Origin of the sequence: Streptomyces sp. WI03-4A, from assembly GCF_033792105.1 — a bacterium.
Taxonomy (GTDB): domain Bacteria; phylum Actinomycetota; class Actinomycetes; order Streptomycetales; family Streptomycetaceae; genus Streptomyces; species Streptomyces collinus_A.
This window is the reverse complement of record NZ_JARAUO010000006.1, coordinates 186,571-211,217: the sequence shown is the minus strand read 5'-3', so window position 1 is coordinate 211,217 and position 24,647 is coordinate 186,571. Positions and strand designations below refer to the sequence as shown.

At 72.9% G+C, this 24,647-nt stretch carries 21 protein-coding genes and 3 pseudogenes; 13 read left to right on the top strand and 11 right to left on the bottom strand.

Features of this window, described 5'->3' with window-relative positions:
• Window positions 1-9 precede the first annotated feature (9 nt).
• Together PV343_RS09930 and PV343_RS09925 are read right to left on the bottom strand one after the other, a co-directional pair.
• A complete protein-coding gene (locus PV343_RS09930; protein WP_319146459.1) occupies window positions 10-477 on the bottom strand; it encodes a peroxiredoxin in 468 nt (155 codons plus the stop codon).
• Window positions 474-854, bottom strand: a complete 381-nt coding sequence (locus PV343_RS09925; RefSeq protein WP_319146458.1) for a hypothetical protein — start codon at window positions 852-854, stop codon at window positions 474-476. The genes PV343_RS09930 and PV343_RS09925 overlap by 4 nt, the downstream gene beginning before the upstream one ends.
• A 256-nt stretch (window positions 855-1,110) precedes the next feature.
• On the opposite strand from PV343_RS09925, the gene PV343_RS09920 reads away from it, so the two are divergent.
• Window positions 1,111-1,521 carry an SH3 domain-containing protein gene (locus tag PV343_RS09920; RefSeq protein WP_319146457.1) on the top strand — a complete coding sequence of 137 codons (411 nt, stop codon included), beginning with the start codon at window positions 1,111-1,113 and terminating at the stop codon, window positions 1,519-1,521.
• 188 nt (window positions 1,522-1,709) lie between these two features.
• Window positions 1,710-2,474, top strand: coding sequence for a helix-turn-helix domain-containing protein (locus PV343_RS09915; RefSeq protein WP_319146456.1), 765 nt, complete (start codon window positions 1,710-1,712; stop codon window positions 2,472-2,474).
• A 678-nt stretch (window positions 2,475-3,152) separates the two neighbouring features.
• Here the strand turns inward: PV343_RS09915 and PV343_RS09910 are convergent.
• Window positions 3,153-3,527 (bottom strand): annotated as a pseudogene (locus PV343_RS09910) (LysR substrate-binding domain-containing protein); the annotation flags it as partial.
• Here PV343_RS09910 and PV343_RS09905 point away from each other — a divergent pair.
• Window positions 3,518-4,105: pseudogene (locus PV343_RS09905) on the top strand (EamA family transporter); the annotation flags it as partial. The pseudogenes PV343_RS09910 and PV343_RS09905 overlap by 10 nt on opposite strands.
• A 94-nt stretch (window positions 4,106-4,199) precedes the next feature.
• Here PV343_RS09905 and PV343_RS09900 read toward each other — a convergent pair.
• A pseudogene (locus PV343_RS09900) lies at window positions 4,200-4,851 on the bottom strand (TetR/AcrR family transcriptional regulator).
• 293 nt (window positions 4,852-5,144) lie between these two features.
• Between PV343_RS09900 and PV343_RS09895 the strand changes: the two are divergent.
• Together PV343_RS09895 and hemC are read left to right on the top strand one after the other, a co-directional pair.
• Window positions 5,145-6,119: an ATP-dependent DNA ligase gene (locus tag PV343_RS09895; protein ID WP_319146512.1), complete on the top strand. Its 975-nt coding sequence runs from the start codon at window positions 5,145-5,147 to the stop codon at window positions 6,117-6,119.
• A gap of 66 nt (window positions 6,120-6,185) precedes the next feature.
• Window positions 6,186-7,121: a hydroxymethylbilane synthase gene (gene hemC / locus PV343_RS09890; protein ID WP_319146455.1), complete on the top strand. Its 936-nt coding sequence runs from the start codon at window positions 6,186-6,188 to the stop codon at window positions 7,119-7,121.
• Window positions 7,122-7,197: 76 nt separating this feature from the next.
• Here hemC and PV343_RS09885 read toward each other — a convergent pair whose 3' ends face one another.
• The 4 genes from PV343_RS09885 to PV343_RS09870 all read right to left on the bottom strand — a co-directional run bounded on the left by PV343_RS09885 (window position 7,198) and on the right by PV343_RS09870 (window position 10,050).
• Window positions 7,198-7,731: a hypothetical protein gene (locus PV343_RS09885; protein WP_319146454.1), complete on the bottom strand. Its 534-nt coding sequence runs from the start codon at window positions 7,729-7,731 to the stop codon at window positions 7,198-7,200.
• Window positions 7,732-7,920: 189 nt separating this feature from the next.
• Window positions 7,921-8,778 carry an ABC transporter permease gene (locus PV343_RS09880; protein ID WP_319146453.1) on the bottom strand — a complete coding sequence of 286 codons (858 nt, stop codon included), beginning with the start codon at window positions 8,776-8,778 and terminating at the stop codon, window positions 7,921-7,923.
• Window positions 8,738-9,583 (bottom strand): ABC transporter ATP-binding protein, encoded by an 846-nt coding sequence (locus tag PV343_RS09875; RefSeq protein ID WP_319146452.1) that lies wholly within the window; start codon window positions 9,581-9,583, stop codon window positions 8,738-8,740. The genes PV343_RS09880 and PV343_RS09875 overlap by 41 nt, the downstream gene beginning before the upstream one ends.
• The gene (locus tag PV343_RS09870; protein WP_319146451.1) at window positions 9,580-10,050 is read right to left on the bottom strand and encodes a MarR family winged helix-turn-helix transcriptional regulator; all 471 of its coding nucleotides are present in this window, start codon (window positions 10,048-10,050) and stop codon (window positions 9,580-9,582) included. The genes PV343_RS09875 and PV343_RS09870 overlap by 4 nt, the downstream gene beginning before the upstream one ends.
• A gap of 242 nt (window positions 10,051-10,292) precedes the next feature.
• On the opposite strand from PV343_RS09870, the gene PV343_RS09865 reads away from it, so the two are divergent.
• Window positions 10,293-11,084, top strand: a complete 792-nt coding sequence (locus PV343_RS09865) for an RNA polymerase sigma factor SigF (RefSeq protein WP_319146450.1) — start codon at window positions 10,293-10,295, stop codon at window positions 11,082-11,084.
• 365 nt (window positions 11,085-11,449) lie between these two features.
• Window positions 11,450-12,259, top strand: coding sequence for a VOC family protein (locus PV343_RS09860; RefSeq protein ID WP_319146449.1), 810 nt, complete (start codon window positions 11,450-11,452; stop codon window positions 12,257-12,259).
• A 160-nt stretch (window positions 12,260-12,419) separates the two neighbouring features.
• Here PV343_RS09860 and glgX read toward each other — a convergent pair whose 3' ends face one another.
• Both glgX and PV343_RS09850 read right to left on the bottom strand, forming a co-directional pair.
• Window positions 12,420-14,564, bottom strand: coding sequence for a glycogen debranching protein GlgX (gene glgX, locus PV343_RS09855; protein WP_319146448.1), 2,145 nt, complete (start codon window positions 14,562-14,564; stop codon window positions 12,420-12,422).
• Window positions 14,561-15,073 carry a pep a2 gene (locus PV343_RS09850; RefSeq protein ID WP_319146447.1) on the bottom strand — a complete coding sequence of 171 codons (513 nt, stop codon included), beginning with the start codon at window positions 15,071-15,073 and terminating at the stop codon, window positions 14,561-14,563. The genes glgX and PV343_RS09850 overlap by 4 nt, the downstream gene beginning before the upstream one ends.
• A gap of 303 nt (window positions 15,074-15,376) precedes the next feature.
• Here PV343_RS09850 and PV343_RS09845 point away from each other — a divergent pair, with 303 nt between their 5' ends.
• From PV343_RS09845 to PV343_RS09820, 6 genes are all read left to right on the top strand, one after another.
• On the top strand, window positions 15,377-15,676 hold the full coding sequence (locus PV343_RS09845; protein ID WP_317441568.1) for a DUF5133 domain-containing protein: 300 nt from the start codon (window positions 15,377-15,379) through the stop codon (window positions 15,674-15,676).
• A gap of 109 nt (window positions 15,677-15,785) precedes the next feature.
• Window positions 15,786-17,777: an alpha-1,4-glucan--maltose-1-phosphate maltosyltransferase gene (locus PV343_RS09840; RefSeq protein ID WP_319146446.1), complete on the top strand. Its 1,992-nt coding sequence runs from the start codon at window positions 15,786-15,788 to the stop codon at window positions 17,775-17,777.
• Window positions 17,774-19,492 (top strand): maltose alpha-D-glucosyltransferase, encoded by a 1,719-nt coding sequence (treS, locus tag PV343_RS09835; RefSeq protein ID WP_319146445.1) that lies wholly within the window; start codon window positions 17,774-17,776, stop codon window positions 19,490-19,492. Before PV343_RS09840 ends, treS begins: the two co-directional genes overlap by 4 nt.
• Window positions 19,493-19,523: 31 nt before the next feature.
• Window positions 19,524-20,888, top strand: a complete 1,365-nt coding sequence (locus tag PV343_RS09830) for a maltokinase N-terminal cap-like domain-containing protein (protein WP_319146444.1) — start codon at window positions 19,524-19,526, stop codon at window positions 20,886-20,888.
• Between the two features lie 4 nt (window positions 20,889-20,892).
• The gene (gene glgB, locus PV343_RS09825; RefSeq protein WP_319146443.1) at window positions 20,893-23,097 is read left to right on the top strand and encodes a 1,4-alpha-glucan branching enzyme; all 2,205 of its coding nucleotides are present in this window, start codon (window positions 20,893-20,895) and stop codon (window positions 23,095-23,097) included.
• Window positions 23,098-23,189: 92 nt separating this feature from the next.
• Window positions 23,190-24,278, top strand: coding sequence for a glutamate--cysteine ligase (locus tag PV343_RS09820; protein WP_319146442.1), 1,089 nt, complete (start codon window positions 23,190-23,192; stop codon window positions 24,276-24,278).
• A gap of 12 nt (window positions 24,279-24,290) precedes the next feature.
• On the opposite strand, the gene PV343_RS09815 is transcribed toward PV343_RS09820, so the two are convergent.
• Window positions 24,291-24,524 carry a DUF6480 family protein gene (locus tag PV343_RS09815; RefSeq protein ID WP_319146441.1) on the bottom strand — a complete coding sequence of 78 codons (234 nt, stop codon included), beginning with the start codon at window positions 24,522-24,524 and terminating at the stop codon, window positions 24,291-24,293.
• Window positions 24,525-24,647: the final 123 nt, after the last annotated feature.

Genomic DNA, 24,647 nt, shown 5'->3' with positions numbered 1-24,647 from the left:
GGCGCCGCCTCAGGGCTTTCGCGCCCGCAGGACGGACAGCGCGCGGTCGGCGTGGGTGTTCATCCGCAGCTCGCTGCGGACGACCTCCAGGACGGTACGGTCCTCGGCGATCACGAAGGTGACCCGCTTGGTCGGGGCGAGCGTGAAGCCCCGCTTGACCCCGAACCGCTCGCGGACCGCGCCGTCCGCGTCGGACAGCAGCGGCATGCCGAGGGTGTGCCGGCCGGCGAATTCCCGCTGCTTGTCCACGTCGTCCCCGCTGATCCCGACCGGGCGGGCGCCGACGGCGGCGAACTCCGCGGCGAGGTCACGGAAGTGGCAGGCCTCGGCGGTGCATCCCGGCGTCAGGGCGGCGGGGTAGAAGAACAGCACCACCGGGCCCTCGGCCAGCAGCTCGGTGAGCCGCCGGGTGGTGCCGGTCTCGTCCGGCAGGGCGAAGTCCTCGACCTGGTGGCCGACCTCGACGCGCTCGCTCATGACCGTCCCTCCCCGCCGCGGGCGACACCGCGCGCCCACAGCACCAGGGGCACCTGGAGGGGCAGCCGGGCCAGGGCCGCGTTGCGCTGCGGGGCAGGCCGGTGCCGCCAGTCGACGGCCATCTTGACGTTGGCCGGGAAGACGCCGACGAAGAAGGCCGCGGCCGCCTTCGCGGCCACGGGCCGTGTCCGGCGGGAGGCGATGCCGGCCGCCAGCGCCAGCTCCACGACACCGCTGCCGTACGTCCACGTCCGGGGCGAGCCCGGCAGGGCCTTCGGGATCGTGTGGTCGAACTGGCGGGGGGCGGCGAAGTGGGCGACGCCCGCGGCGGCCAGTAGGCCGGCGAGCAGCAGGGGTGAGCGTTCGGACCGGGGCACGGTTCCTCCTCTGGTGACCTGCCGCCGGATATTACTCGACGGTAGGCCGCCGGGGGACACGTGCCGGGCCGTTCACGGGGACGGCCGGACGCGGGCACACCCGGCGGTGGAGGGCCAGGTGGGCCGGGTGGTGCGTGCCCGGGGACGTCCCCGGCGTCCCACGGGACGCGGGGACGGCATCCGGGCGGCCCGGCACGGCAACGCTGGCTGTCGTGATCACCGTTCGTGGTCACGAGAACGACAGCCGGAGGTTTCCATGATCCGACGGACTCTCAAGAGCGGTCTGCTGGCCACGGTCGCGGTGCTCGCGTTCCTGCCCACGGCCGGGGCGGCGCCGGCGAGCGCCGCGACGGCCCCGCGCCCCGCACCCACCACCGCCCCGTACCCCGGGCACCACGCGAAGCACCGCGCCCACGTCTCGCACCGCCGCGCCTACCCCGTCCTCGGCCGGGTCGCCACCCGCCGTGCCCGGCTGAACGTCCGCTCCGGACCGGGCACCGTGTACCGGGTCGTGGGGCACCGGTACAAGAACCGGCTGCTGACGGTCGCCTGCGAGACGTACGGCACCGCGGTCCGGGGCAACCACCTCTGGTACCGGCTGCCCCACCACCGGGGCTACGTCGCGGCCCGTTACGTCGTCACCCACCGCGCCGTGCCCTGGTGCTGACGGCTCCGCGACGCCGTAACCCTGACTGCCGAAGGCCTGTTCGACGACCCCCGAACAGGCCTTCGGCGCACGCACGCGCCTCACCTTCCTCATACCTGCCGGGGGTTGCGGATCGCGATCTTCCGGGAAGCCATTCCGGCATCAGGGGCGAAAGCGCCCATAGCGGAATGGGAGTAGAGGGACGCGCGATGCGGCATCCCGAAGGATCGGCCACGCCGGACGAGTCGCTCACGGCGAGACTGCGCGAGCTGAAGGACGGCACGGGGCTGAGTCTCGCGGCGCTGGCCGCGCGCACTCCGTACAGCAAGTCGGCCTGGCACCGCTATCTGACAGGCGCCAAGCGGCCGCCGCGGCCCGCGGTGGAGGCGCTCAGCCGGCTGGCCGGCGTCGATCCCGCCCCCGTAATGGCCCTATGGGAGACCGCCGAGCCGGCGCCCGCGCCGAACCCGCCGGACGGGCCGGAGCGCCGCCGCCGCCGGCGGTGGCTCCCCCTGTCGGCGCTCGCGCTGCTCGCCTCGGCCGCGGCGGTGGCCGCCGCGGTCACCGTCTCCGGACGCCCGGGCGCCCCCGCACCGGCCGCGCAGACCCTGGTGACCATGCCCCGCTGCCACGCGCGTTCCTGCCAGGGCCGGTTGCCCGACGCCTCGGTGTGCGCCCGGGACGCGCAGACGAGGAGCAGGGTGGCCGACCCCGACTACGACGTCCTGCTCCGCTACTCCCCCACCTGTGGCACCGCCTGGTCCCAGGTACGGCTGCGCTCGGCGCCGGCCCGGGAGATCTCGGTACGGGCCGGCCAGGACGTCCTGTCGGCGAGCTACCCGGCGGGCGACACCAGTGGTGACACCAGCCCGATGCTCGCCGTGCGCTCCCCCCGGGGTGTGGAGGCCTGCGCCGAGGTCCATGACCAACTGGCCTGCACGGGCCTGGACGTGGACTTCCCGGACGAGGGCTGACCACGGGCGGCCTGGGAGCAGGCCGTCGGCGCCGATGCTCCGGGAACACCGCCGCGGCGCCCGGGGCCCGGGCGCGGCGGCGTGGGGGTCTGTTCGGCGCCGCTGGGGGCCGGGCGGCGGGAGGTGCGCAGTGCCGCGATGCCGATGAGGACCATCGACGACAGGCTCGCCGGCGCGAAGGCGGTGGAGCCCCAGTCGCCGTGACCCGAGGCGAGCAGCCGGCCGCCGAGCCAGGGGCCGAAGACGGCGCCGTAACGGCCCAGGCCGGAGGTCCAGCCGACGGCGGTGGCGCGGTGGTCCGGGACGGAGCGGAGGGTGACGGTCGCGTCGATCGCGGAGATGCGGGGCGCGCCGAACCGGTCGGAGGCGCGGCCCGCGATCAGCATGCCGACGCTGCCGCCGACGCTGACCAGGACGACGAAGGTGAGGGCGGAGCCGAGGTCGTAGCCCTCGCCGCGCATCAGGGTGGGCAGCCAGGTGGCGACGCCGTGGACGAGGAGGAGTCCGCCGAAGGAGGCCGGCCAGTGGAGCAGGGTCTGCGGCCACTCGCCGCGGCGGAACAGGTCGAGCACGGCGCCGAGGCGCTCGGCCGGGGCCTCGCGCGCGGGCTCGGCGGGGAGTCCGACCCCGTAGCGGGTGGCCGGCGCACGCTGCGTCGTTCCGGGCGGCCGGTGCCGGTCAGGCCGACCGGTACAGCTCCGTCAGGAGTTCGAGCACCGTCTGCCGGACCGGGTGCGGATCGTCCCGCCACCAGGCCAGGCGCACCGCGACGGGTTCGGCGTCGCGCACCGGCCGGTAGACGATGCCGGGTCTCGGGTACTGGTTGGCGGTCGACTCGGCCGTCACGCCGATACCGCCGCCGGCGGCGATGACCGTGAGCCAGTCGTCCACGTCGTACGTCTCCTCGACCGCCGGCCGCGCCTCGGCGGGCCACAGCTCCGGGGTGGCCGTACCGGTGCGGCGGTCCACCAGCAGCGTGCGGCCGGTGAGGTCGGCGAGCCGGACCGAGCGGCGCCGGGCCAGGGGGTCGTCGGCGGCGAGAGTACACCGCCGTGGACCGGATCGGCCTCGGGCTCGCCGTCACGCTGGAGTTTCTCGGCCCCCTCGCCGTCGCGCTCGCCGGCTCCCGGCGCCGGCTGGACGCGGGGTGCGCGATGCTGGCGGCGGCCGGGGTCGTCGTCCTGATGCGCCCGAGGCCGTCGGCCGACTACCCGGGCATGGCGCTCGGGCTGGTGGCCGCGTGCTGCTGGGCGGCGTACATCCTGCTCAACCGGGTCGTCGGGCGACGCGTCCCCGGGGTGCAGGGCTCCGCCGCGGCCGCGACGCTGTCGGCGCTCGCCTTCCTGCCGGTGGGGATCGTGGTGGCCGTACGGCATCCTCCGAGCGCGGGCGCGGTGCTGTGCGCCGTCGCGGCCGGGGTGCTCTCCTCCGCGGTGCCCTACCTCGCCGACCTGCTCACCCTGCGCCGCGTCCCGGCGCAGACCTTCGGGCTTTTCATGAGCGTCAACCCGGTGCTCGCCGCCGTGGTCGGCTGGTTCGTGCTCGGCCAGTCCCTCGGCGGCCCGGAGTGGGCGGCCATCGGCGCGGTCGTGGCGGCGAACACGCTGAGCATCGCGACGACGCGCGACTGACGACCACCGGTCGAGCGGTGCCTGGGGCGACCTGGCACGCCGGGACGCGCCGGCCGGCCGGGCGGCGCCACGAGGCCGACGCCGCGCGCGGGCGTCAGCGGGGGCCGGTGACCGGGGCCGGCCACAGGCCGCTGATGGCGTCGGCCAGGCCCGTGGCGACCTCGCTCCAGGTGGCGTGCGGCGTGGGGGTGCCCTCGGCCAGGGCACGCTCGTGTTCGGCGCTGGTGTGCAGGATCAGGATGCGGACCATCTGCCCGCGCTCGGCGCGCACCGCCGCGGGCAGGTCGGACAGGGTGCGGTTCAGCCCCTCGACGGCCTGCCCGCAGGGCCGGGGAGGCCAGCGACTCCTCGACCATGATCTGGTGCATCGCCGGGTTGGTCATGACCTGGGCGCAGAACCGGGCGTACCAGGTGGGGTCGCCGAGTCCGGCCAGGTGCTCGGTGACCGGGCGCACCAGGCAGTCGACCCAGTCGCGCATGTCGGTGGAGCCGGCCGCCGCCGCCAGCGCCCGTTCGCGCAGCGTCTCGATGCGTTCGGCGTGCCGCCGGGCGACCGCGCGGACCAGGTCGGCCTTGGTGCCGAAGTGGTAGCCGACCGCGGCGTTGTTGCCCTGGCCGGCCGCCTCGCTGACCTGGCGGTTGGAGACGGCGTACACGCCGTGCTCGGCGAACAGCCGTTCCGCCGCGGTCAGGATCGCCTCCCGCGTCGCGTTCACCTGCTCCGCCCGCACCGTCCTGCGCGCCATGCTCACCACCGCTCCGGGACTTGCGCACCGCCCCGGGACGGCCAGTCCCACGCACCGTCCTGGCCTTCCTCCTCGCCTCGTTCCTGCCCCGCCACCGCCCGGCGGGCGCCCCCGCCGCCCCGGCGGCGGCCGAACCGTCCGCCGAGGCGGTGGCCTGAGCGACGGCGACGCCGGGGGGAAGGCGGCCCCGGGGCGGCGGTCCGGCTGGCCGGACGCCGCCCCGTTCAGGGGAACCGCTCCCGAAAGGCGCGTGCCGGGGCGGGCGGCGGTCGACACCTTCTGCCGTGACCCCCGTGACGCTGCCGTTCATCCCGCCGATGCTCGCCACCCCCGGCTCGCTGCCGACCGCCGCACAGGACGAGCGGTGGGCGTACGAGACCAAGCAGGACGGCCAGCGGGTGATGGTGTACCTGCCCGGCGACGGCACCGTGCTGCTGCGCGCCCGCTCCGGGGAGGACATCACCGCCGCCTATCCCGAACTCCGGCCGCTCGGTGGCGTGCTGGGCGGCACCGCCGCCGTGCTGGACGGCGAGGTGCTGGCCCTGGACGCGCGGGGCCGGGCGGACTTCCAGTTGCTCCAGGGCCGGATGGGCCTCGCGCACGCCCCGGCCCGCGCGGCACGCCGGGCCGCCCAGGTGCCGGTCCACCTGGTGCTGTTCGACGCGCCCTACGTGGCGGAGCCGCTGCTCCGGCTCCCCTACGCCCGGCGGCGGGCCCGGCTGGAGGAGCTGGGGCTCGCGGGCCCGCACTGGTCCACGCCGGCGGCGGTGACCGGGCACGGAGCCGAGGCGCTGCGCGCCACCCGGGAGCACGGACTGGAAGGGGTGGTGTGCAAGCGGCTGGACTCGGTGTACGAGCCCGGGGTGCGCTCCCGTGCCTGGATCAAGATCCGCAACATGCGCAGCGAGGACGTGATCGTCGGCGGCTGGCTGCCCGGCAAGGGGCGGCTGGCCGGACTGCCCGGCGCGGTGCTGGTCGGCCAGCGCGCCGGCGGCCGGCTGCGGTACGTCGGTGGCGTGGGCACCGGCTGGAGCACCGCGGAACGGGCCGATCTGGCCGCCCTGCTGGCGGCCGCGGCCACCGGCACCTGCCCCTTCGATCCCGTGCCCAGGATCCCGGAGGCACGCTGGGTGCTGCCCCGGCTGGTCGGCGAGGTCAGCTACTCCACCCGGACCAGGGACGGGATGCTGCGCCAGCCGTCCTGGCAGCGGCTGCGCCCGGACCTCACCCCGCAGGAGTCGGCGGCGGACCTGCCCGAGGACCCCTGAGGGGCGGCCGGTTCCGGACGGCCGAACGGGACGGAACGGACCGCGCGAGGGTCTATCGTGTCCCCCATGTCCGTGCCGGAACTCATTCGCATCGTCTCCCGTGACTCGCCGATGGCCCTCGCACAGGTCGAGCGCGTACGCGCCGAGTTGGCCGTGCTGCACCCCGAAGTCCGCACCGAGGTCGTGCCCGTGAAGACGACGGGCGACAAGTGGCTCGGCGATCTCTCCCAGGTGGAGGGCAAGGGGGCGTTCACCAAGGAGGTGGACGCGGCCCTGCTGGCCGGGGAGGCGGACCTCGCGGTGCACTGCGTCAAGGACGTGCCCGCCGACCGGCCGCTGCCCGCGGGGACGGTGTTCGCCGCGTTCCTGGAGCGGGACGACATCCGGGACGCGCTGGTGCACCCGGACGGGCTCACCCTGGACGAACTCCCGGCCGGTACCCGGATCGGCACCTCCGCGGTCCGCCGCATCGCCCAACTGGCCGCCACCCACCCGCACCTGGAGTGCGTGCCGTTCCGCGGCAACGCCAATCGCAGGCTGGCGAAGCTGGCCGCCGGCGAGGCGGACGCGCTGCTGCTCGCGGTGTCAGGGCTGGAGCGGATCGGCCGCCGGGACGTGATCAGCGAGGTGCTGTCCCCGGAGACCATGATGCCGCCGATCGGCGCGGGCATCCTCGCCCTGCAGTGCCGGGAGGGCGACAGCGAGCTGATCGACGCGGTGAGCCGCCTCGGCCACCCCGCGACGCACCGGGAGGCCACGGCCGAGCGGATGTTCCTGCATGTGCTCCAGGGGCACTGCAACAGCCCCATCGCCGGTTACGCGCGCGTCGACCGGAGTGGTGAACTGTCCCTGCGGGCCTGTGTGTTCACGCCGGACGGCAAGACCCGGCTGAACGCCCACGAGTGGGCGGGCCGGCTCGACGCGGCGACGCTGGGCACCTCGGTCGCGGTGTCGCTGCTGCGGCAGGGCGCGCGGGAGATCATCGACGGCATCCCGCACTGACCGTGAGCCCGACTGACCGTGAACCCGACTGACCGGATCCCGCACGGGCGGGCCCCGCGGCGGCCGGGACCGGGGCTCAGGCCCCGCCCGGCTCCGTCCGCTCCGTCCGCTCCTTGAGGAAGGCGCTCACCTGGTGGGCCAGGCCGCCCTGCGCGGTGCCGGCCGGGGCGGCCGTCGCGGTCGTCTCCAGGACGCCGATGCCGCCCGCCCAGAGCCGGCGCTCGGCCCACTCCTCGTCCACCCGCAGCTGCACCTGCACGTCCACGTGGGTCAGGGCGGCCTCCGGGGCGGCCGCGAAGACGACGGCGGTGGCCCGGCGCAGCGGATAGACGTCGAAGCCCTCGATGAACTGGGAGTTGCGCCAGTCGATGAAGGCGCCCTCGCCGTCCGGTCCGACCCGGACGTCGATCTGGCCGTCCTCCAGGTGGATGCCGTAGTGCCGCGGGCCGCGGTTCTCGACCGTCACGCGGACGCTGAAGTACGTCAGCCCCGCCGCGGCGTCGTCGCGCCCGCGCGGCGGCTCGGCCGCCTCCAGGCGATGGACGCGGACACGCAGACCGGCATGCTCGTCGTACTCCTGCCAGTCCCCGACCACGTTCGGCTCGTACACAGTGCCCCTCTCGCCCTTCGAGAGCTGCTGTCTATCTGTGTGCTCAGCGCACTGTCAAATGAGTGGAATGCGCTGTGGCCAGGGGGTTCGCCCGCTTTGATCGTTGATCAAGCGCTGCGCAGGAAGAATCCCGTTCGGGGGTCCCGGACCGGGTGGGGGTGCGTGCCGCACATCACGTCCGGCGCAAGATCACCGGGCCAGCCGGCCGAGCAGCGAGGAGGCCGCGGTGACGCCGAGGGCGGCGGCGACCGCGAGCACCCCGAAGTCGGCCCCGAGGTGGGCCGGTGTGCCGAGCAGCAGCCCGCGCAGTGCGTCGACCTGGTAGCTGAGCGGGTTGACCTTGCTGACGGCCTGGAGCCAGCCCGGCATCACCGCGACGGGGTAGAGGGCGTTGGAGCCGAAGAACAGCGGCATGGTGATCGCCTGCCCGATGCCCATGAGCCGGTCGCGGCTGAGCACGATGCCCGCGATGGTCATCGACAGGCAGGAGAAGAACGCGGAGGCGAGGACCACCGCGAGGGCGACGCCGAGCAGCCGCAGCGGGTTCCAGGTGAGGGCGACCCCGAGCACGGCGGCGATGAGGACGACGACGACGGCCTGTATCAGCGACTTCACCCCGGCGGCGAACGCCTTGCCGGTGATCAGCGCCGAGCGCGGGGTCGGCGTGACGAGCAGTTTGTTGAGGACGCCGGCGTCCCGCTCCCAGATGATCTGGATGCCGTAGAAGATCGCGATGAACATCGCCGACTGGGCGATGATGCCGGGCGCCAGGTAGTCGATGTAGGGGATGCCGCCGGTGGGTATCGCGCGGATCCGGGTGAAGGTCTCGCCGAAGATCAGCAGCCAGAGCGCGGGCTGGACCGCCCGCGTGTACAGCTCGGTGCGGTCGTGGCGCAGCTTCTGCAGCTCGACGGCGCACATCGCGGCGACCCGGGCGGGCAGCACGCGCCAGCCGGGGCGCGGGGAGGGCGGGCCGAGCAGCGCGGCGGTGCCGCCGGGCGGCATCTCAGCCGACGCGGTGCGCGGTGCGGCGGGTGCTTCGGACATCGCGGAAACCTCCTCCTGACGGGTCCTGCAGACCGCTGCCCGCGACGTCCCGGAAGACGTCCTCCAGGGTGGGCAGGGTGTCGGTGCCGCGGCGCTCGGCGAGCCCGCGCCGCAGTTCGGCCGGGGTGCCCAGCGCGCGTACGCGCCCGCGGTGCATCAGGCCGACCCGGTCGCAGTACTGGTCGGCCTCGTCCATGTAGTGGGTGGTGACCAGGACGCTCATGCCGGTGGCGGCGCGGACGGCGTTGATGTGGTCCCAGACGTCGGTGCGGGCGATCGGGTCGAGGCCGATGGTGGGTTCGTCCAGGATCAGCAGGCGGGGCGCGCTGACCAGGGCCTGGGCGAGTTCGAGGCGGCGGACCATGCCGCCGGAGTAGGTCTTGGCGAGCCGGTCGGCGGCGTCCGCGAGCCCGACGGCGGCGAGGGCTCGGGTGACCCGCTCGGCGCGCTCGCGACGCCGTACGTCGAAGACCCGGGCGAACAGGGCGACGTTCTCCCGTCCGGTGAGCCCGCTGTCGGCGGAGAGCTGCTGCGGGACGTAGCCGAGCAGCCGGCGCACCGCCATGCGCTCCCCGGCCGCGTCGCGCCCGAAGACCCGGACCGTGCCGGCCGGGACCGGCAGCAGCGTGGTGATGCAGCGGATGGCGGTGGTCTTGCCCGCGCCGTTGGGGCCGAGCAGCCCGAACACCTCGCCCTCGCTGACGGCGAGGTCGAATCCGTCGACCGCGGTGGTCTCCCCGAACGCGTAGGTGAGGCCGGTGCAGGTGACGGCTTCGGCGGGCGGGGCAGGGGTGTCGCTCGTCATGTCTCGTCGGCCTCCTCGTACAGGGTGACGGCCAGCTCGCGCAGGGCGGGCAGGGCGGCGCGCAGCGCTTCCAGGTCCACCGGGCCGAGCCGGGCCACGTGCCGGCCGACCAGCTCGGCCCGGCGCCTGCGCCAGTCCCCGAGCCGCTTCTCTGCGGCCTCGGTGAGCAGCAGGCGGGCGGCCCGCCGGTCGGCGGGGTCGGTCTCCCGGATCAGGTACCCCTCCCGTACGAGCCGGTTGACCAGGGTCGAGACGGAGTTGCCCGCCAGGTGCAGGGCGCGGGCTGCGTCCGAGACGCGGACGCCGGGCCGGCCCTCGACCAGCCGGAGCAGTTCGACCTCGGCGCCGCGCAGCCGCGGCCCGGCCAGGCCGCCGCGCAGTCGGCGCCGGATGAGCCGCTGGATCCGGACGAGGGCGTCGGCCAGCTCCTCTGAGAATTCAGCGGGTCCAGCGGGTTCCGTCTCCACTCCAGGAGATTACCTCTGTTTAAGAGGTAACTCTCCTCGGGGAGAGTCAAGACTTGACTCAGCCCCGTCCTTTAACGACCATATTGTTTGTTTATGTCCCAGAACGGGAAAGTGCATGTATGTGCTTCGGACAGGAGGCACATCCGTGGGAACCGGCTGCGGCCGGGCGCCGCGGTGGTCTTTCCGTCCCGGCGCGTCTCCCGCGGTGGCTGTGATCCAGCACCTGCTGAGAGAGGTGCGCGATGCCTGTCACTGGCAGCACGAGAACCCACCCCCACGACGACGCCCCCGACACCGGCGAGACCTTCGAGCGACTCGCCCTCCTTTCCGAGGGCCCCGAGCGACAGATGCTGCGGGACGAACTGGTCCGGCTCTGGCTGCCCATGGCCGAGCGGATCGCCGTGCGGTTCCGCGGTCGCGGGGAGTCCCTGGAGGATCTGTACCAGGTGGCCGCGCTCGGCCTCGTGAAGGCCGTCGACCACTACGACCCGGGGCGTGGCCGTGCCTTCGAGGCGTACGCGGTGCCCACCATCACCGGCGAGATCAAACGCCATTTTCGCGACCACATGTGGACCCTCCACGTGCCGCGCCGGGTGCAGGACCTGCGCAACCGGGTCCGCAACGCGGCCAAGGAACTGGCGCAGACGACACCCGGCCGGGCGCCGACGGTCTCCGAGATCGCCGCGCACACGCGGCTCAGCGAGGACGAGGTGCGCACCGGCATGGAGGCCCTGGAGTGCTTCTCCGCGCTGTCCCTGGACGCCGAGGTGGCCGGGACGGAGGGCTATGCGCTCGGTGACTCGCTCGGGGAGCCGGACCCCGGCTTCGACCTGGTGGTCGACCGCGCGGCGGTCAAGCCGTTCCTCGAGGCCCTGCCGGAACGCGAGCGCACCATCCTCTACCTGCGATTCTTCGGAGGGATGACCCAGAGCCGGATCGCCCAGCAGCTCGGCATCTCGCAGATGCACGTCTCCCGGCTGCTCAGCGGCTGCTTCGACCGGCTGCGCGAGGAGCTGCTCGCGGAGACCGGCTGAACCGCCTCGCCCCCCGCGCGAGGCGCGGGGGGTCTGCGAGGCGGACGGGCGGGGGTCCTCGGCGGCCGGTCCGGCGCCCCGAGCCGGCCACGGGCCGGGGTCGGAGCCGGGGACCCGCGTGCCGAGGGCGACCATCATCCCGGTGGCTGGTCGACGACGGCGTGGGAGGCCACGCCTCCCGCACCTGCGTGACCTCCGCCCGCAGCTCCGCGATGAGGTCCGCGTCGCTCTCCGGCATGGCTCCATGCTGCTCACCCGCCTGGCCGCGCGCCAGTGGGGTACTCGACGAGCACCCCACCCCGCTCCGGTTGGACACTGAAGAAGAACCGGTGGCCGCCCGGCCCCGAGACCAGGACGCGACTGCCATGAACCATGACACCCCTGCCGGCGTCGGACCGAGGACGAGGGACGTCGTCTCGACGCACTCCGTCTTCGGCGCCCCCTGCTGGGTGAGCCTGACCAGCCGTGATCTGGAGGCCACCCAGGACTTCTACTCGGCCCTGCTCGGCTGGCGCTGGCGCGGCGCGAAGCTCGGCGAGCACTTCCGGATAGCGCTGGCGGGCGGGGTGCCGGTGGCCGGGATCGCCGCGGTCGCCTCGATGTGGCAGATGGCGGTGGCCTGGACGCCGTACTTCGCGGTGCCGGACGCCGACGTGGCCGTGGCGCGGGCCCGGGAACGCGGGGGCACGGCGGCGGTGGGGCCGCTGTCCTTCCCGCCGGGTCGGGCCGCGCTGCTCGCCGACCGCGACGGGGCCACCTTCGGTATCTGGCAGGGCGAACTCGTCTCCAACTGGGAGACGTGGCGCCGGGCCGCTCCGACCTTCATCCGGCTGCACACCCGCAACGCCTTCGACTCGGCGATCTTCTACGGCGAGATCCTCGGCTGGGCCTCCGGCACGCAGGGCTGCTGCGAGGTGGAGTACGCGGGCGGTGAGGTGGTGCTGCGCAGCGGGGGCGACGTCGTCGCGCGCATCGACTCCGGAGCGGTGGAGGCGGCCCCCGACCCCTCCGTACGGCCGCACTGGCAGATCCACTTCACCGTGGAGGACGTGCCGGGCTGTGCCCGGTCGGCCGAGAAGCACGGCGGCAGCGTCCTGAGCGAGGACGAGACGGAGGCGATCCTGCGGGACCCGGACGGCGCGCAGTTCACGGTCACGTCCCGCACCCTGCGCTGACCCGTCGGGTGGGCCCGGGTCCCCCTGGCTCACCTGGCCACGCTCACCCCGCCCGCCCGCCCGCCCGCACGACGTCGCCGGGCACCCGCGTTCATGTCGCGGGTGCCCGGCGGTCTCACGCGGGCCGCGCGGGCGGCCCCCCGCCCCGGCGGCCCCCCGCCTAGCGGCCGCCCCGGGACGGCCGGGACAGCACGACCGTGCTGCGGCGCTCCACGCGCAGCCGGGTGCCGGCCTTGCGCTCGCGCTCGTCGGGGACGCCGTCCGGGTCGGCGGTGTCGATCAGGGTCGTCCAGCGCTCGCCGAAGGAGCCGTCGGGCAGCCGGAAGTCGACCGGTTCCCAGTAGCCGTTGAGCAGCAGCAGGAACGAGTCGTCGATCACCCGCCCGCCGTGGGCGTCCCGTTCGGCGATGGCGTCGCCGTTGAGGAACACCCCGACCGAGTGGGCGTCGCCGCGCTGCCAGTCCCGGTCGGTCATCTCCCGGGCGTCGGGCCGCAGCCACATCAGGTCGGGCAGCGGCTGCTTCGCGTTGGTCACCGTCTCGCCGCGGAAGAAGCGGCGCCGGCGCAGCACGGGGTGACCGGCCCGCAGGCCGATCAGGCGGCGGGTGAAGTCGGCGAGGGCGCGCTGCTCGTCCGTCAGCTCCCAGTCCACCCAGGAGATCTCGTTGTCCTGGCAGTAGGCGTTGTTGTTGCCGCGCTGGGTGCGCCCGAGTTCGTCGCCGTGGCAGAGCATCGGGATGCCTTGCGACAGCAGCAGCGTCGCGAGCAGGTTGCGCTGCTGGCGGGCGCGCAGTTCGAGGACGGCCGGGTCGTCGGTGTCGCCCTCGGCGCCGCAGTTCCAGGACCGGTTGGTGCTCTCGCCGTCCCGGTTGTCCTCGCCGTTGTCCTCGTTGTGCTTGTCGTTGTACGACACGAGGTCACGCAGCGTGAACCCGTCGTGGGCGGTCACGAAGTTCACGCTGGCGCGCGGCCGCCGCCGGCTGTGCTGGTACAGGTCGGAGGACCCGGTCAGCCGGGAGGCGAACTCGCCGAGCGACCCCGGTTCGCCTCGCCAGAAGTCCCGTACGGCGTCCCGGTAGCGGCCGTTCCACTCCGACCACAGCGGCGGGAAGTTGCCCACCTGGTAGCCGCCCTCCCCCACGTCCCAGGGCTCGGCGATCAGCTTGACGCGGCTGATCACCGGGTCCTGCTGGATGAGGTCGAAGAACGCGGACAGCCGGTCCACCTCGTGGAACTGCCGGGCCAGCGTCGCCGCGAGGTCGAAGCGGAAGCCGTCGACGTGCATCTCGGTGACCCAGTACCGCAGCGAGTCCATGATCAGCTGAAGTACGTACGGGTGCCGCATCAGCAGGCTGTTCCCGGTGCCCGTGGTGTCGTAGTAGTGCCCCCAGTCGCCGTCGACCAGGCGGTAGTAGGAGGCGTTGTCGATGCCCCGGAAGGACAGCGTGGGGCCCCGCTCGTTGCCCTCGGCGGTGTGGTTGTAGACCACGTCGAGGATCACCTCGAGGCCGGCCTCGTGCAGCGCCTTCACCATGGTCTTGAACTCGTTCACCTGCTCGCCCCGGCTGCCGAAGGCGGCGTAGCCGTTGTGCGGGGCGAAGAAGCCGATGGTGTTGTAGCCCCAGTAGTTGGCCAGGCCCCGGTCCTGCAGCACGCCGTCCTGGACGAACTGGTGGACCGGCATCAGCTCCACCGCGGTGACCCCGAGCGAGGTCAGGTGCTGAAGGACCGCGGGGTGGGCGAGGCCGGCGTAGGTGCCGCGCAGCCGTTCGGGCACCTCGGGATGGGTGCGGGTCAGACCGCGCACATGCGCCTCGTAGATGACGGAGTCGGCGTACGCCCGGTCCGGCGGGCGGTCGTCGCCCCAGTCGAAGGACGGGTCGGTGACGACGCCCAGCATCGAGTGCCCGGCGCTGTTGCCCCGTGAGGGGCCGTCGGGCGCGCGTTCGTAGAGGGAGGCGTGGTTGTCGATCTGGCCGTCCACGGCCCGCGCGTACGGGTCGAGCAGCAGCTTCGCCGGGTTGCACCGGTGGCCGAGGGACGGCTGCCAGGGGCCGTGCACGCGGTAGCCGTAGCGCTGCCCCGGACCGACCCCGGGCAGGTACGCGTGCCAGACGAACCCGTCGACCTCGTTCAGCGGGACGCGGGTGTGGGTGCCGTTGTCGGCGACCAGGATCAGCTCGACGCGCTCGGCGACCTCGCTGAACAGGGCGAAGTTGGTGCCCTGTCCGTCGAAAACGGCGCCCAACGGGTAGGGGTGCCCGCTCCACACGGGCACCCCTGCTCGGGACTTGCGAGCCGTCACCGGGCGGCCTCCAGCGTGTCGCGGGAGACGGTTGCCGGGGCGGCCAGGGCGACCAGCGGCAGTGCGCGGGGCACCTGCAGCCCCTCGCTCATGTCGGGCGCCGGGGCGGTCGGGACCAGCGGGACGCGCTCACCGGAGCGGGCGCGCTGCGAGAACCAGATGATCTTGCTGCCGGTCTCCGCCGCACAGCATCCCCAGCCGTCGCTCATGGCGGCGATGTCGGCGAGGCACGCCCGCAGGTCCTGATCGGGGCGCAGATCTCGGTCGCCGCCGCCCACGGCGGTGATGAGGTGTTGACCGTTCCACCACATCTCGATCGACGTGTCCTTGACCGTGGCGTGTTCGTCGATCGCCCGCAGCAGCAGCTCGGCGCCGCGGCAGACGGGGTCCACGAGGTTGTCCAGGTCCCAGTAGTGGAGGTGGGCGGCCAGGATGCGGCCGACCTGCTCCACCCGTTCCGGGCTGACTTCCACGTCCAGGTGGTAGTAGCGGGGCACTGCGGTCTTCATCGTCGCTTGCTCCTCACCCGCGAAGCCCACGCTCCCCTCGCCCGTCCGGGAGGGATCCCGGACACTGAGCGTGAGCGGTGATCGCTTCTGAGTCACCTCCACACTGAGCCCACTACGCCATTCGTGCAACACGAGGCTCTCTAACGGCGGGATGGTTGAAGGTCCAACAGGACGTTGCGTGTCCCTACGTGCACCATGAGTGAAAGCCTCGATCGCCGTAACGGTGCCGCGCCCACCCCTGCGCGGCCACCACCCGACCGTCGGGAACGCGCCCAGTCGAGAGCGTGGAAGGTGAAGAGGGTCATGCTGCTACCCGCCAAGGCCGAAGTGGCCCGGCAGTTGCGGCGTTACCGGGCGTGGGAGCGCGTCATGCTCGCCTCGCCCCACGACCGCACGGTCCGGGCCACTTTCGAGGACTCGGGCTACACCTTGTGCGTGCTGATGGGAAAGCGCTGCGCCCGGGAGGCAGCGGACGCGGCTGAGCGTTATCTGCGCTCCAGCCTGGCCGGCTACCTGCGCGAGCAGGACGGGCGGCCGCAACCGGGCCGGGCGGCCCGGCGGGCACCACCCTCGGAACGTCGTTCCGCGGCGCCGCGCACCTGACCCGGCACCGCACACGGCGTTCCCCACGGGACGGCAGCAGCCGGACCGTTTTCTCGGATCGTGAAGCCGGGCCCGGTGCCCGGCTTCGCGCGCGGCGGAGGTGAGAACCATGCGCAGGACCCCGGCCATCGGCCGTGTACCGGTACGTGATGTCCGGCCGGCCGTGGAGTGCGGCAGGCGCCCGGCGAAGGCGGTGGCCGGGGAGACGTTCCAGGTCACGGCCACCGTGTTCCGTGAGGGGCACGACGTCGTAGGCGCCAACGTGGTCCTGCGGGATCCGGCGGGCCGCCGCGGCCCCTGGACCCCCATGCGCGAGCTGTCGCCCGGCAGCGACCTGTGGGGCGCGGACGTCACCCCGGACGTCACCGGGCGCTGGTCCTTCCGCGTCGAGGCCTGGAGCCATCCGCTGGCGACCTGGCGGCACACCGCGTCCGTGAAGGTGCCGGCCGGCATCGACACCGGCCTGGTCCTGGAGGAGGGCGCCGAGCTCTACGAGCGTGCCGCCGCCGGTGTGCCCAAGGGCCCGGAGCGGCAGCTCGTGCTGGACGCCGCGCGCGCCCTCGGCGACGACACGCTGACGGTGCACCACCGGCTGAAGGCGGCGTTGTCGCCGGAGGTGGAGGCGGTGCTGGCGCGGTATCCGCTGCGGGAGTTGGTGACGGCGTCGGACGCGATGCCGTTGCTGGTGGAGCGGGAGCGGGCGCTGTTCGGTTCCTGGTACGAGTTCTTCCCGCGTTCGGAGGGCACCGCCGAACAGCCGCACGGCACGTTCCGGACGGCGGCGAGGCGGCTCGAGGCGATCGCGGAGATGGGTTTCGACGTCGTCTACCTGCCCCCCATCCATCCGATCGGCACCACGTTCCGCAAGGGGCCCAACAACTCGCTGACCGCGGGCCCGGACGATGTGGGGGTGCCGTGGGCGATCGGTTCGCCCGAGGGCGGCCACGACAGCGTGCATCCCGCGCTGGGCACGCTGGAGGACTTCGACCACTTCGTGGGTGAGGCCGCCCGGCTGGGTCTGGAGGTGGCGCTGGACTTCGCGTTGCAGTGTTCGCCGGACCATCCGTGGGTGCACAAGTACCCGGAGTGGTTCCACCACCGGCCCGACGGCACGATCGCGTACGCGGAGAACCCGCCGAAGAAGTACCAGGACATCTACCCCATCGCCTTCGACGCGGACATGGACGGTCTGGTCGCGGAGACGGTGCGGGTGCTGCGGCACTGGATGGACCACGGGGTGCGGATCTTCCGGGTGGACAACCCGCACACCAAACCGGTGGTGTTCTGGGAGCGGGTGATCGGCGAGGTCAACCGCAGGGACCCGGACGTGATCTTCCTGGCGGAGGCGTTCACCCGGCCGGCGATGATGCGCGCGCTGGCCGAGGTCGGGTTCCAGCAGTCGTACACGTACTTCACCTGGCGCAACGACAAGCGGGAGCTCACGGAGTACCTGACCGAGCTCTCGGGTGAGTCGGCGGCCTGGATGCGGCCGAACTTCTTCGCCAACACCCCCGACATCCTGCACGCCTACCTCCAACACGGCGGCCGGCCCGCCTTCGAAGTCCGGGCCGTGCTCGCCGCCACCCTCTCCCCCACCTGGGGCATCTACAGCGGCTACGAACTGTGCGAGAACACCCCGCTGCGCGAAGGCAGCGAGGAGTACCTCGACTCGGAGAAGTACCAGCTCAAACCCCGCGACTGGGAAGCCGCCGCCCGCGAGGGCCGCACCCTGGCCCCCCTCATCACCCGGCTCAACACCGTCCGGCGGGAGCACCCCGCGCTACAGCGCCTGCGGAACCTCCGCTTCCACCCGACCGACAACGAGCAGGTGCTCGCCTACAGCAAGAGCACGGGCCCGGACACGGTCATCGTGGTCGTCAATCTCGACCCGCACCACACCCAGGAGGCCACGGTCTCGTTGGACATGCCGCAACTCGGCCTGGAATGGGACGACACCCTGTCCGCGCGCGACGAACTGACAGGGGAGACCTACCACTGGGGCAGGACCAACTACGTGCGCCTCACGCCCGGCCGGACGCCGGCGCACGTGCTCCATGTCGGGCGATCGACGCCACAGATCGGAGGGCCCTCAGCGCCATGACTGTCAACGACCCCGTGCCGGACACCTTCGAGGACACCCCCGCCAAGGACCGGGATCCGGAGTGGTTCAAGCGCGCCGTCTTCTACGAGGTCCTGGTCCGCTCCTTCCAGGACAGCGACGGCGACGGCATCGGCGATCTCAAGGGCCTGACCTCGAAACTCGACTATCTGCAATGGCTGGGTGTCGACTGCCTGTGGCTGCCGCCGTTCTTCAAGTCGCCGCTGCGTGACGGCGGTTACGACGTCTCCGACTACACCTCGGTACTGCCCGAGTTCGGCGACCTCGCCGACTTCGTGGAGTTCGCGGACGCCGCGCACCAGCACGGCATGCGCGTGATCATCGACTTCGTCATGAACCACACCAGCGACCAGCACCCGTGGTTCCAGGAGTCCCGCACGAACCCCGACGGCCCCTACGGCGACTACTACATGTGGGCCGACGACGACAAGCAGTACGAGGACGCGCGGATCATCTTCGTGGACACCGAGGTCTCCAACTGGACCTTCGACCCCGTGCGCGGCCAGTACTACTTCCACCGCTTCTTCTCGCACCAGCCGGACCTCAACTACGAGAACCCGGCCGTGCAGGAGGAGATCCTGGCCGCGCTGAAGTTCTGGTTGGACCTGGGCATCGACGGATTCCGTCTGGACGCCGTGCCGTACCTGTACGCGGAGGAGGGCACCAACTGCGAGAACCTCCCCGCGACGCACGAGTTCCTGAAGCGGGTGCGCAAGGAGATCGACGCCCAGTACCCCGACACGGTGCTGCTGGCCGAGGCCAACCAGTGGCCCGAGGACGTCGTCGACTACTTCGGCGACTACCGGTCCGGCGGCGACGAATGCCACATGGCGTTCCACTTCCCGGTCATGCCGCGCATCTTCATGGCCGTGCGCCGCGAGTCCCGCTACCCCGTCTCGGAGATCCTCGCCAAGACCCCGGCGATCCCCTCCAACTGCCAGTGGGGCATCTTCCTGCGCAACCACGACGAGCTGACCCTCGAAATGGTCACCGACGAGGAACGCGACTACATGTGGGCCGAATACGCGAAGGACCCGCGTATGCGCGCCAACATCGGCATCCGCCGCCGTCTCGCCCCCCTGCTCGACAACGACCGCAACCAGATCGAGCTGTTCACCGCCCTGCTGCTGTCGCTGCCCGGCTCGCCGATCCTCTACTACGGCGACGAGATCGGCATGGGCGACAACATCTGGCTCGGCGACCGCGACGCGGTCCGCACCCCCATGCAGTGGACCCCCGACCGCAACGCCGGCTTCTCCTCCAGCGACCCCGGACGGCTCTACCTGCCCACGATCATGGACCCGGTCTACGGCTACCAGGTCACCAACGTCGAGGCGTCCATGTCCTCCCCGTCCAGCCTGCTGCACTGGACCCGCCGCATGATCGAGATCCGCAAGCAGAACCCCGCCTTCGGACTGGGCTCGTTCACCGAGCTCCAGTCGTCCAACCCGGCGGTGCTGGCCTTCCTGCGCGAGTACGGCGACGACCTGGTGCTGTGCGTGCACAACTTCTCCCGGTTCGCGCAGCCCACCGAGCTCGACCTGCGGACCTACGACGGACGGCACCCCGTCGAGCTGATCGGCGGCGTGCGCTTCCCCGCCATCGGTGAACTGCCCTACCTGCTGACCCTCGCGGGCCACGGCTTCTACTGGTTCCGGCTCACCCGAGTCGCATCCCGCATCGGCCGCCGCCGCTGACCGCACGGCGCCGAGGAAAGGACGCGTCACCATGCCGAAGACCATCACCGTCCGGCCGAGAACCGCGGCCGGCGTCGACCGGCCGCTGGCCTCGCTGGGCGGGCTGCTGCGCGACTGGCTGCCCAAGCAACGCTGGTTCGCGGGCAAGGACCGGCCCGTCACCGACCTGTCGGTGCTGTCCGTGACCGAGCTGTTCCCGGGGTGCCTGCACCTGCTGGTCCACGCCTCGCACGCGCCGGTGCCCACGCCCGGCGGCACATCTCCGCCCGGCGACTGCTACCAGTTGCTGCTCGGGGTGCGCGAGCGGCTGGCCCCGAGGCTGGAGCGGGCGTACATCGGCCGCGCCGAGGAGGGCCCGCTGGCCGGTCTCGCCGTGTACGACGCCCTGTACGACCCGCGCTCGGCGCATCTGCTGCTGGAGCGGCTGCGCCGGCCCGGCAGCACCGGTCCGCTGCGCTTCGAGGCGGCCCCGGGCGCCGAGCTGCCCGGCGGGCTGCCGCCGCGGCTGCTGGACGCCGAGCAGTCCAACACGTCGATCGTGTACGGCGACGCCTGCATCCTGAAGGTGTTCCGCCGCATCCAGCCGGGCGTCAACCCCGACCTGGAGGTGCCGGGCGCGCTGGCCGCCCAGGGCTGCGCGCGGGTGCCCGCGCCGGTCGCCTGGTTCAGCACGACCGCTCCGCGGCCGGCCACCCTGGGCGTGCTGCAGCCGTTCCTGCCCGACGCCACCGACGGCTGGACGCTGGCCCTGCGGGCGCTCGGCACCGGCGACGACTTCACCGCCGAGGCCCGGGAGCTGGGCCGGGCCATGGCCGAGGTGCACCTCGCGCTGGCCGAGGCCTTCCCGCCGGCCGGCCCGGGCGAGAACGGGCGCACGGCGGAGGCGATGTGCGCGCGGCTGGACGCGGCCGCGCACGCCGTGCCCGCGCTGCGGCCCTTCGTCCCGGGGCTGCGGGCCGCGTTCGGCGCGCTGGCCACCTGCGACACCGGTCCGCCGGCCCAGCGCATCCACGGCGACCTGCACCTCGGGCAGGTGCTGCGGGCCGGACGCGACTGGTTCGTGATCGACTTCGAGGGTGAGCCGTCCCGGCCGCTCGCCGAGCGGCGGGCGCCGCAGTCCCCGGTGCGTGACGTGGCCGGGATGCTGCGCTCCTTCGACTACGCGGCCCGGCAGCGCCGCCCCTGGCGGCCCGAATGGGCGCGCCGCTGCCGGGAGGCGTTCTGCGCGGGCTACGCGGCCCGCGCCGGGTGGGACCCCCGCAAGAAGCACGCGCTGCTGCGCGCGCACGAGACGGACAGGGCGGTGTACGAGGTGCTGTACGAAGCGAGACACCGGCCCGACTGGCTGCCGGTTCCGATGGCCGCGATCGAGCGGCTCGCCGTGTGGGGAGGATGACGTCATGGCACTGCGCGACACTTCACGTCCCGAGGCGGCCGGACCGGCTGCGCCGGTGACGGCGCTCGACGAGGCCGACCGCGACCGCCTGCTCGGCGGCGCGCACCACGATCCGCACGCCCTGCTGGGCGCCCACCCCGTCCCGGGCGGCACGCTGTTCCGCGCGCTGCGCCCGAACGCCCGCGCGGTGGCTGTCGTGGTCGACGGGGTGTCCGGCGAGCTGGCGTCGGAGGGCGGCGGGATCTTCTCCGCCGTGCTGCCGTACGAGACGATCCCCGCGTACACGCTGCGGGTCACCTACGACGGCGGTGAGCAGGAGGTCGAGGACCCCTACCGGTTCCTGCCCGCGCTCGGCGAGCTGGACCTGCACCTGATCCGCGAGGGACGGCACGAGGAGCTGTGGCGGGCGCTCGGCGCCGAGCCGATGACGCACCAGGGCGTGGCCGGGACCCGCTTCACCGTGTGGGCGCCGAACGCGCGGGGCGTGCGGGTCGCGGGCGACTTCACGTACTGGGACGGTACGCAGTACCCGATGCGGTCGCTCGGCGCGTCCGGTGTGTGGGAGCTGTTCCTGCCCGGCATCGGCGAGGACGCCCGGTACAAGTTCGAGATCACCTCCCGGCACGGCGGCCGGTTCCTGAAGGCGGACCCGATGGCCCGCCGCACGGAGCTGCCGCCCGCGACCGCCTCCGTCGTCACGGCCTCACGGTACGAGTGGAACGACGCGGAGTGGATGGCGCACCGCGGCGACACGCCCGTGCACCGGGCGCCGCTGTCCGTGTACGAGGTCCACCTGCCCTCCTGGCGGGGCGGCCTGACCTACCGCGAGCTGGCGGAGGAGCTGCCCGCGTACGTCACGGAGATGGGGTTCACGCACGTGGAGCTGATGCCGGTCGCCGAGCATCCCTTCGGCGGTTCCTGGGGCTACCAGGTCACCTCCTACTACGCGCCGACGTCCCGGCTCGGCAGCCCGGACGACTTCCGGTACTTCGTCGACGCCTGCCACCGGGCCGGGATCGGCGTGATCATGGACTGGGTGCCGGCCCACTTCCCCAAGGACGACTGGGCGCTGGGCCGCTTCGACGGGGAGCCGCTGTACGAGCCCGGGGACTCCCGGCGGGCCGAACACCCGGACTGGGGGACGTACGAGTTCGACTACGGGCGGATCGAGGTGCGCAACTTCCTCGTCGCCAACGCCGTGTACTGGTGCGAGGAGTTCCACATCGACGGTCTGCGGGTGGACGCCGTCGCCTCCATGCTCTACCTCGACTACTCGCGGGACTCCGGGCAGTGGGTGCCGAACGTCTTCGGCGGGCGCGAGGACCTGGACGCCGTCGCCTTCCTGCAGGAGATGAACGCCACCGTCTACCGGCGCTGCCCCGGGGTGGTGACGATCGCGGAGGAGTCCACCGCCTGGGACGGGGTGACCCGGCCGACGGACGGCGGCGGGCTCGGGTTCGGGCTGAAGTGGAACATGGGCTGGATGCACGACTCGCTGGAGTACGTGCAGAAGGAGCCGGTGCACCGCAAGTACCACCACCACGAGATGACCTTCTCGATGGTGTACGCGTACAGCGAGAACTACGTGCTGCCGATCTCGCACGACGAGGTCGTGCACGGCAAGCAGGCGCTGGTGTCGAAGATGCCGGGCGACTGGTGGCAGCGGCGCGCGAACCACCGGGCCTACCTCGGCTTCATGTGGGCGCATCCGGGCAAGCAACTGCTGTTCATGGGGCAGGAGTTCGCGCAGGGCGCCGAGTGGAACGCGGACCACGGCCCCGAGTGGTGGCTGCTGGGCGACGACTACGCCTCCGCGGGTGACCACCGGGGCGTGCAGCACCTGGTGCGGGACCTGAACGGCCTGTACCGGGCGACGCCCGCGCTCTGGGAGCGGGACACCGACCCGGGCGGCTTCCGGTGGGTGCTGTGCGACGCGGCGGACGACAACGTCTTCGCGTTCCTGCGCTTCGCCGCCGACGGGACCCCGCTGCTCGCGGTGTCGAACTTCTCCCCCGTGGTCCGGGAGGACTACCGGCTGTGGGTGCCCGAGGAGGTGCCGGCCTGGCAGGAGGAGCTGAACACGGACGACGTCCGCTACGGCGGCGGCGGTGTCGCGGTCGGCGCGCCGGGTGCGCTCAAGCCGGAGGACGGGGCCCTGCGGGTCACGCTGCCCCCGCTGGCGACGGTGTTCCTCTCGCCCCTGCGCTGAGGTCCGCAGGTGTCGAAGGCCGCCCCAGGGGCAGTCAGGGTCGTGAAGAGACCCGGACTGCCCCATGTGGCATGAAAGAAGGGCGGCACCGCGTGCGCACTGTCGGAGTGGAAGAGGAACTCCTTCTCGTCGATCCGGAGAGCGGCGACCCGAAGGCGCTCGCCGCACCCGTGCTGGCCCGCGCGGCCAAGGACGATCCGGCGCAGGACGTGTTCGAAAAGGAGCTGTTCGGGCAGATGCTGGAGTTCGCCACGCATCCGCAGTCGGACATGGCGGCCCTCCGCGAGGAGATCGTCCGCTGCCGCAAGGAGGCGGGCCGGCACGCGGGCGAGATCGGCTGCGCGGTCGTCGCCCTGGCCACCTCGCCCCTCGCGGTCAGCCCCTCGCTGAGCATGAACGAGCGCTACCGGTGGCTGGCCGAGCGGTACGGCGTGCCCACGTGGGAGCAGCTGGTGTGCGGCTGCCACGTCCATGTGTCGGTGGACTCGGACGAGGAGGGCGTCGAGGTCCTCGACCGGATCCGGCCGTGGCTCGGGGTGCTCCGCGCGGTCAGCGCGAACTCCCCCTTCTGGCAGGGTCGGGACAGCGAGTACGCGAGCTACCGCAGCCGGGTGTGGAACCGCTGGCCGTCGGCCGGGCCGACCGAGCTGTTCGGGTCGGCCGAGCGCTACCACCGGCAGGTGGCGGACATGGTGGCCACCGGAGCCGTCCTGGACGAGGGGATGGTCTACTTCGACGCCCGGCTGTCCGCCCGCTACCCGACGGTGGAGATCCGGGTGGCGGACGTCTGCCTGAGCGCGGAGACCGCCGTGCTGGTCGCGACGCTGTGCCGGGCGCTGGTGGAGACGGCGGCGCGGGACTGGCGGGCGGGGCGGCCCGCGCCGGACCCCGGTGTGAGCCTGCTGCGGCTCGCCGACTGGCAGGCGGCCCGGTTCGGCATCGAGGAGAACCTGCTCGACCCGGCGACGATGCGGCCGGTGCCCGCCGAGCGGGTGCTGCGCGCGCTGCTGGAGCACACCGCCGACGCGCTCACCGCGAGCGGGGACGCGGAACGCGCCGAGCAGGGCGTGAAGACGCTGCTGCGGAAGGGCAACGGCTCCCGGGCGCAGCGCCGGCTGATGGAGGAGACCGGCAGTCTGCGCGACGTCGTCCGGGCCTGCGTGCAGCACACGCAGGGCTGAGGGGCGCCCCGGTCAGAAGATCAGCGCCAGGGCGTAGGCCAGGAAGCCTACGGCGAGCAGGAGCACGAGGAGGAGGATCAAGGTCAGCGGCGTCCAGGCCCAGCCGCGGCCGCGCATGTCGGGTTCGTGCGGCCCGGCCTCGGGCATGCTGCTCTCGGCGGGCGGGGTCTCACCGGGCGGGACACCACCTCCGGGCTCGAGACCGGTGGTCCGCTCGGGATCGGGATCGGGATTGACGTAACTCATGCGCTCCGAGTCCCCCGGACACGCCCAGATCATCAGCCGATCACGACTTGCCTGATCCTGGCACCGAAACCGCTTCCCTGGGCTACATTCGAGCACCGCCGGCACCGAGCCGACCGGCGGAGT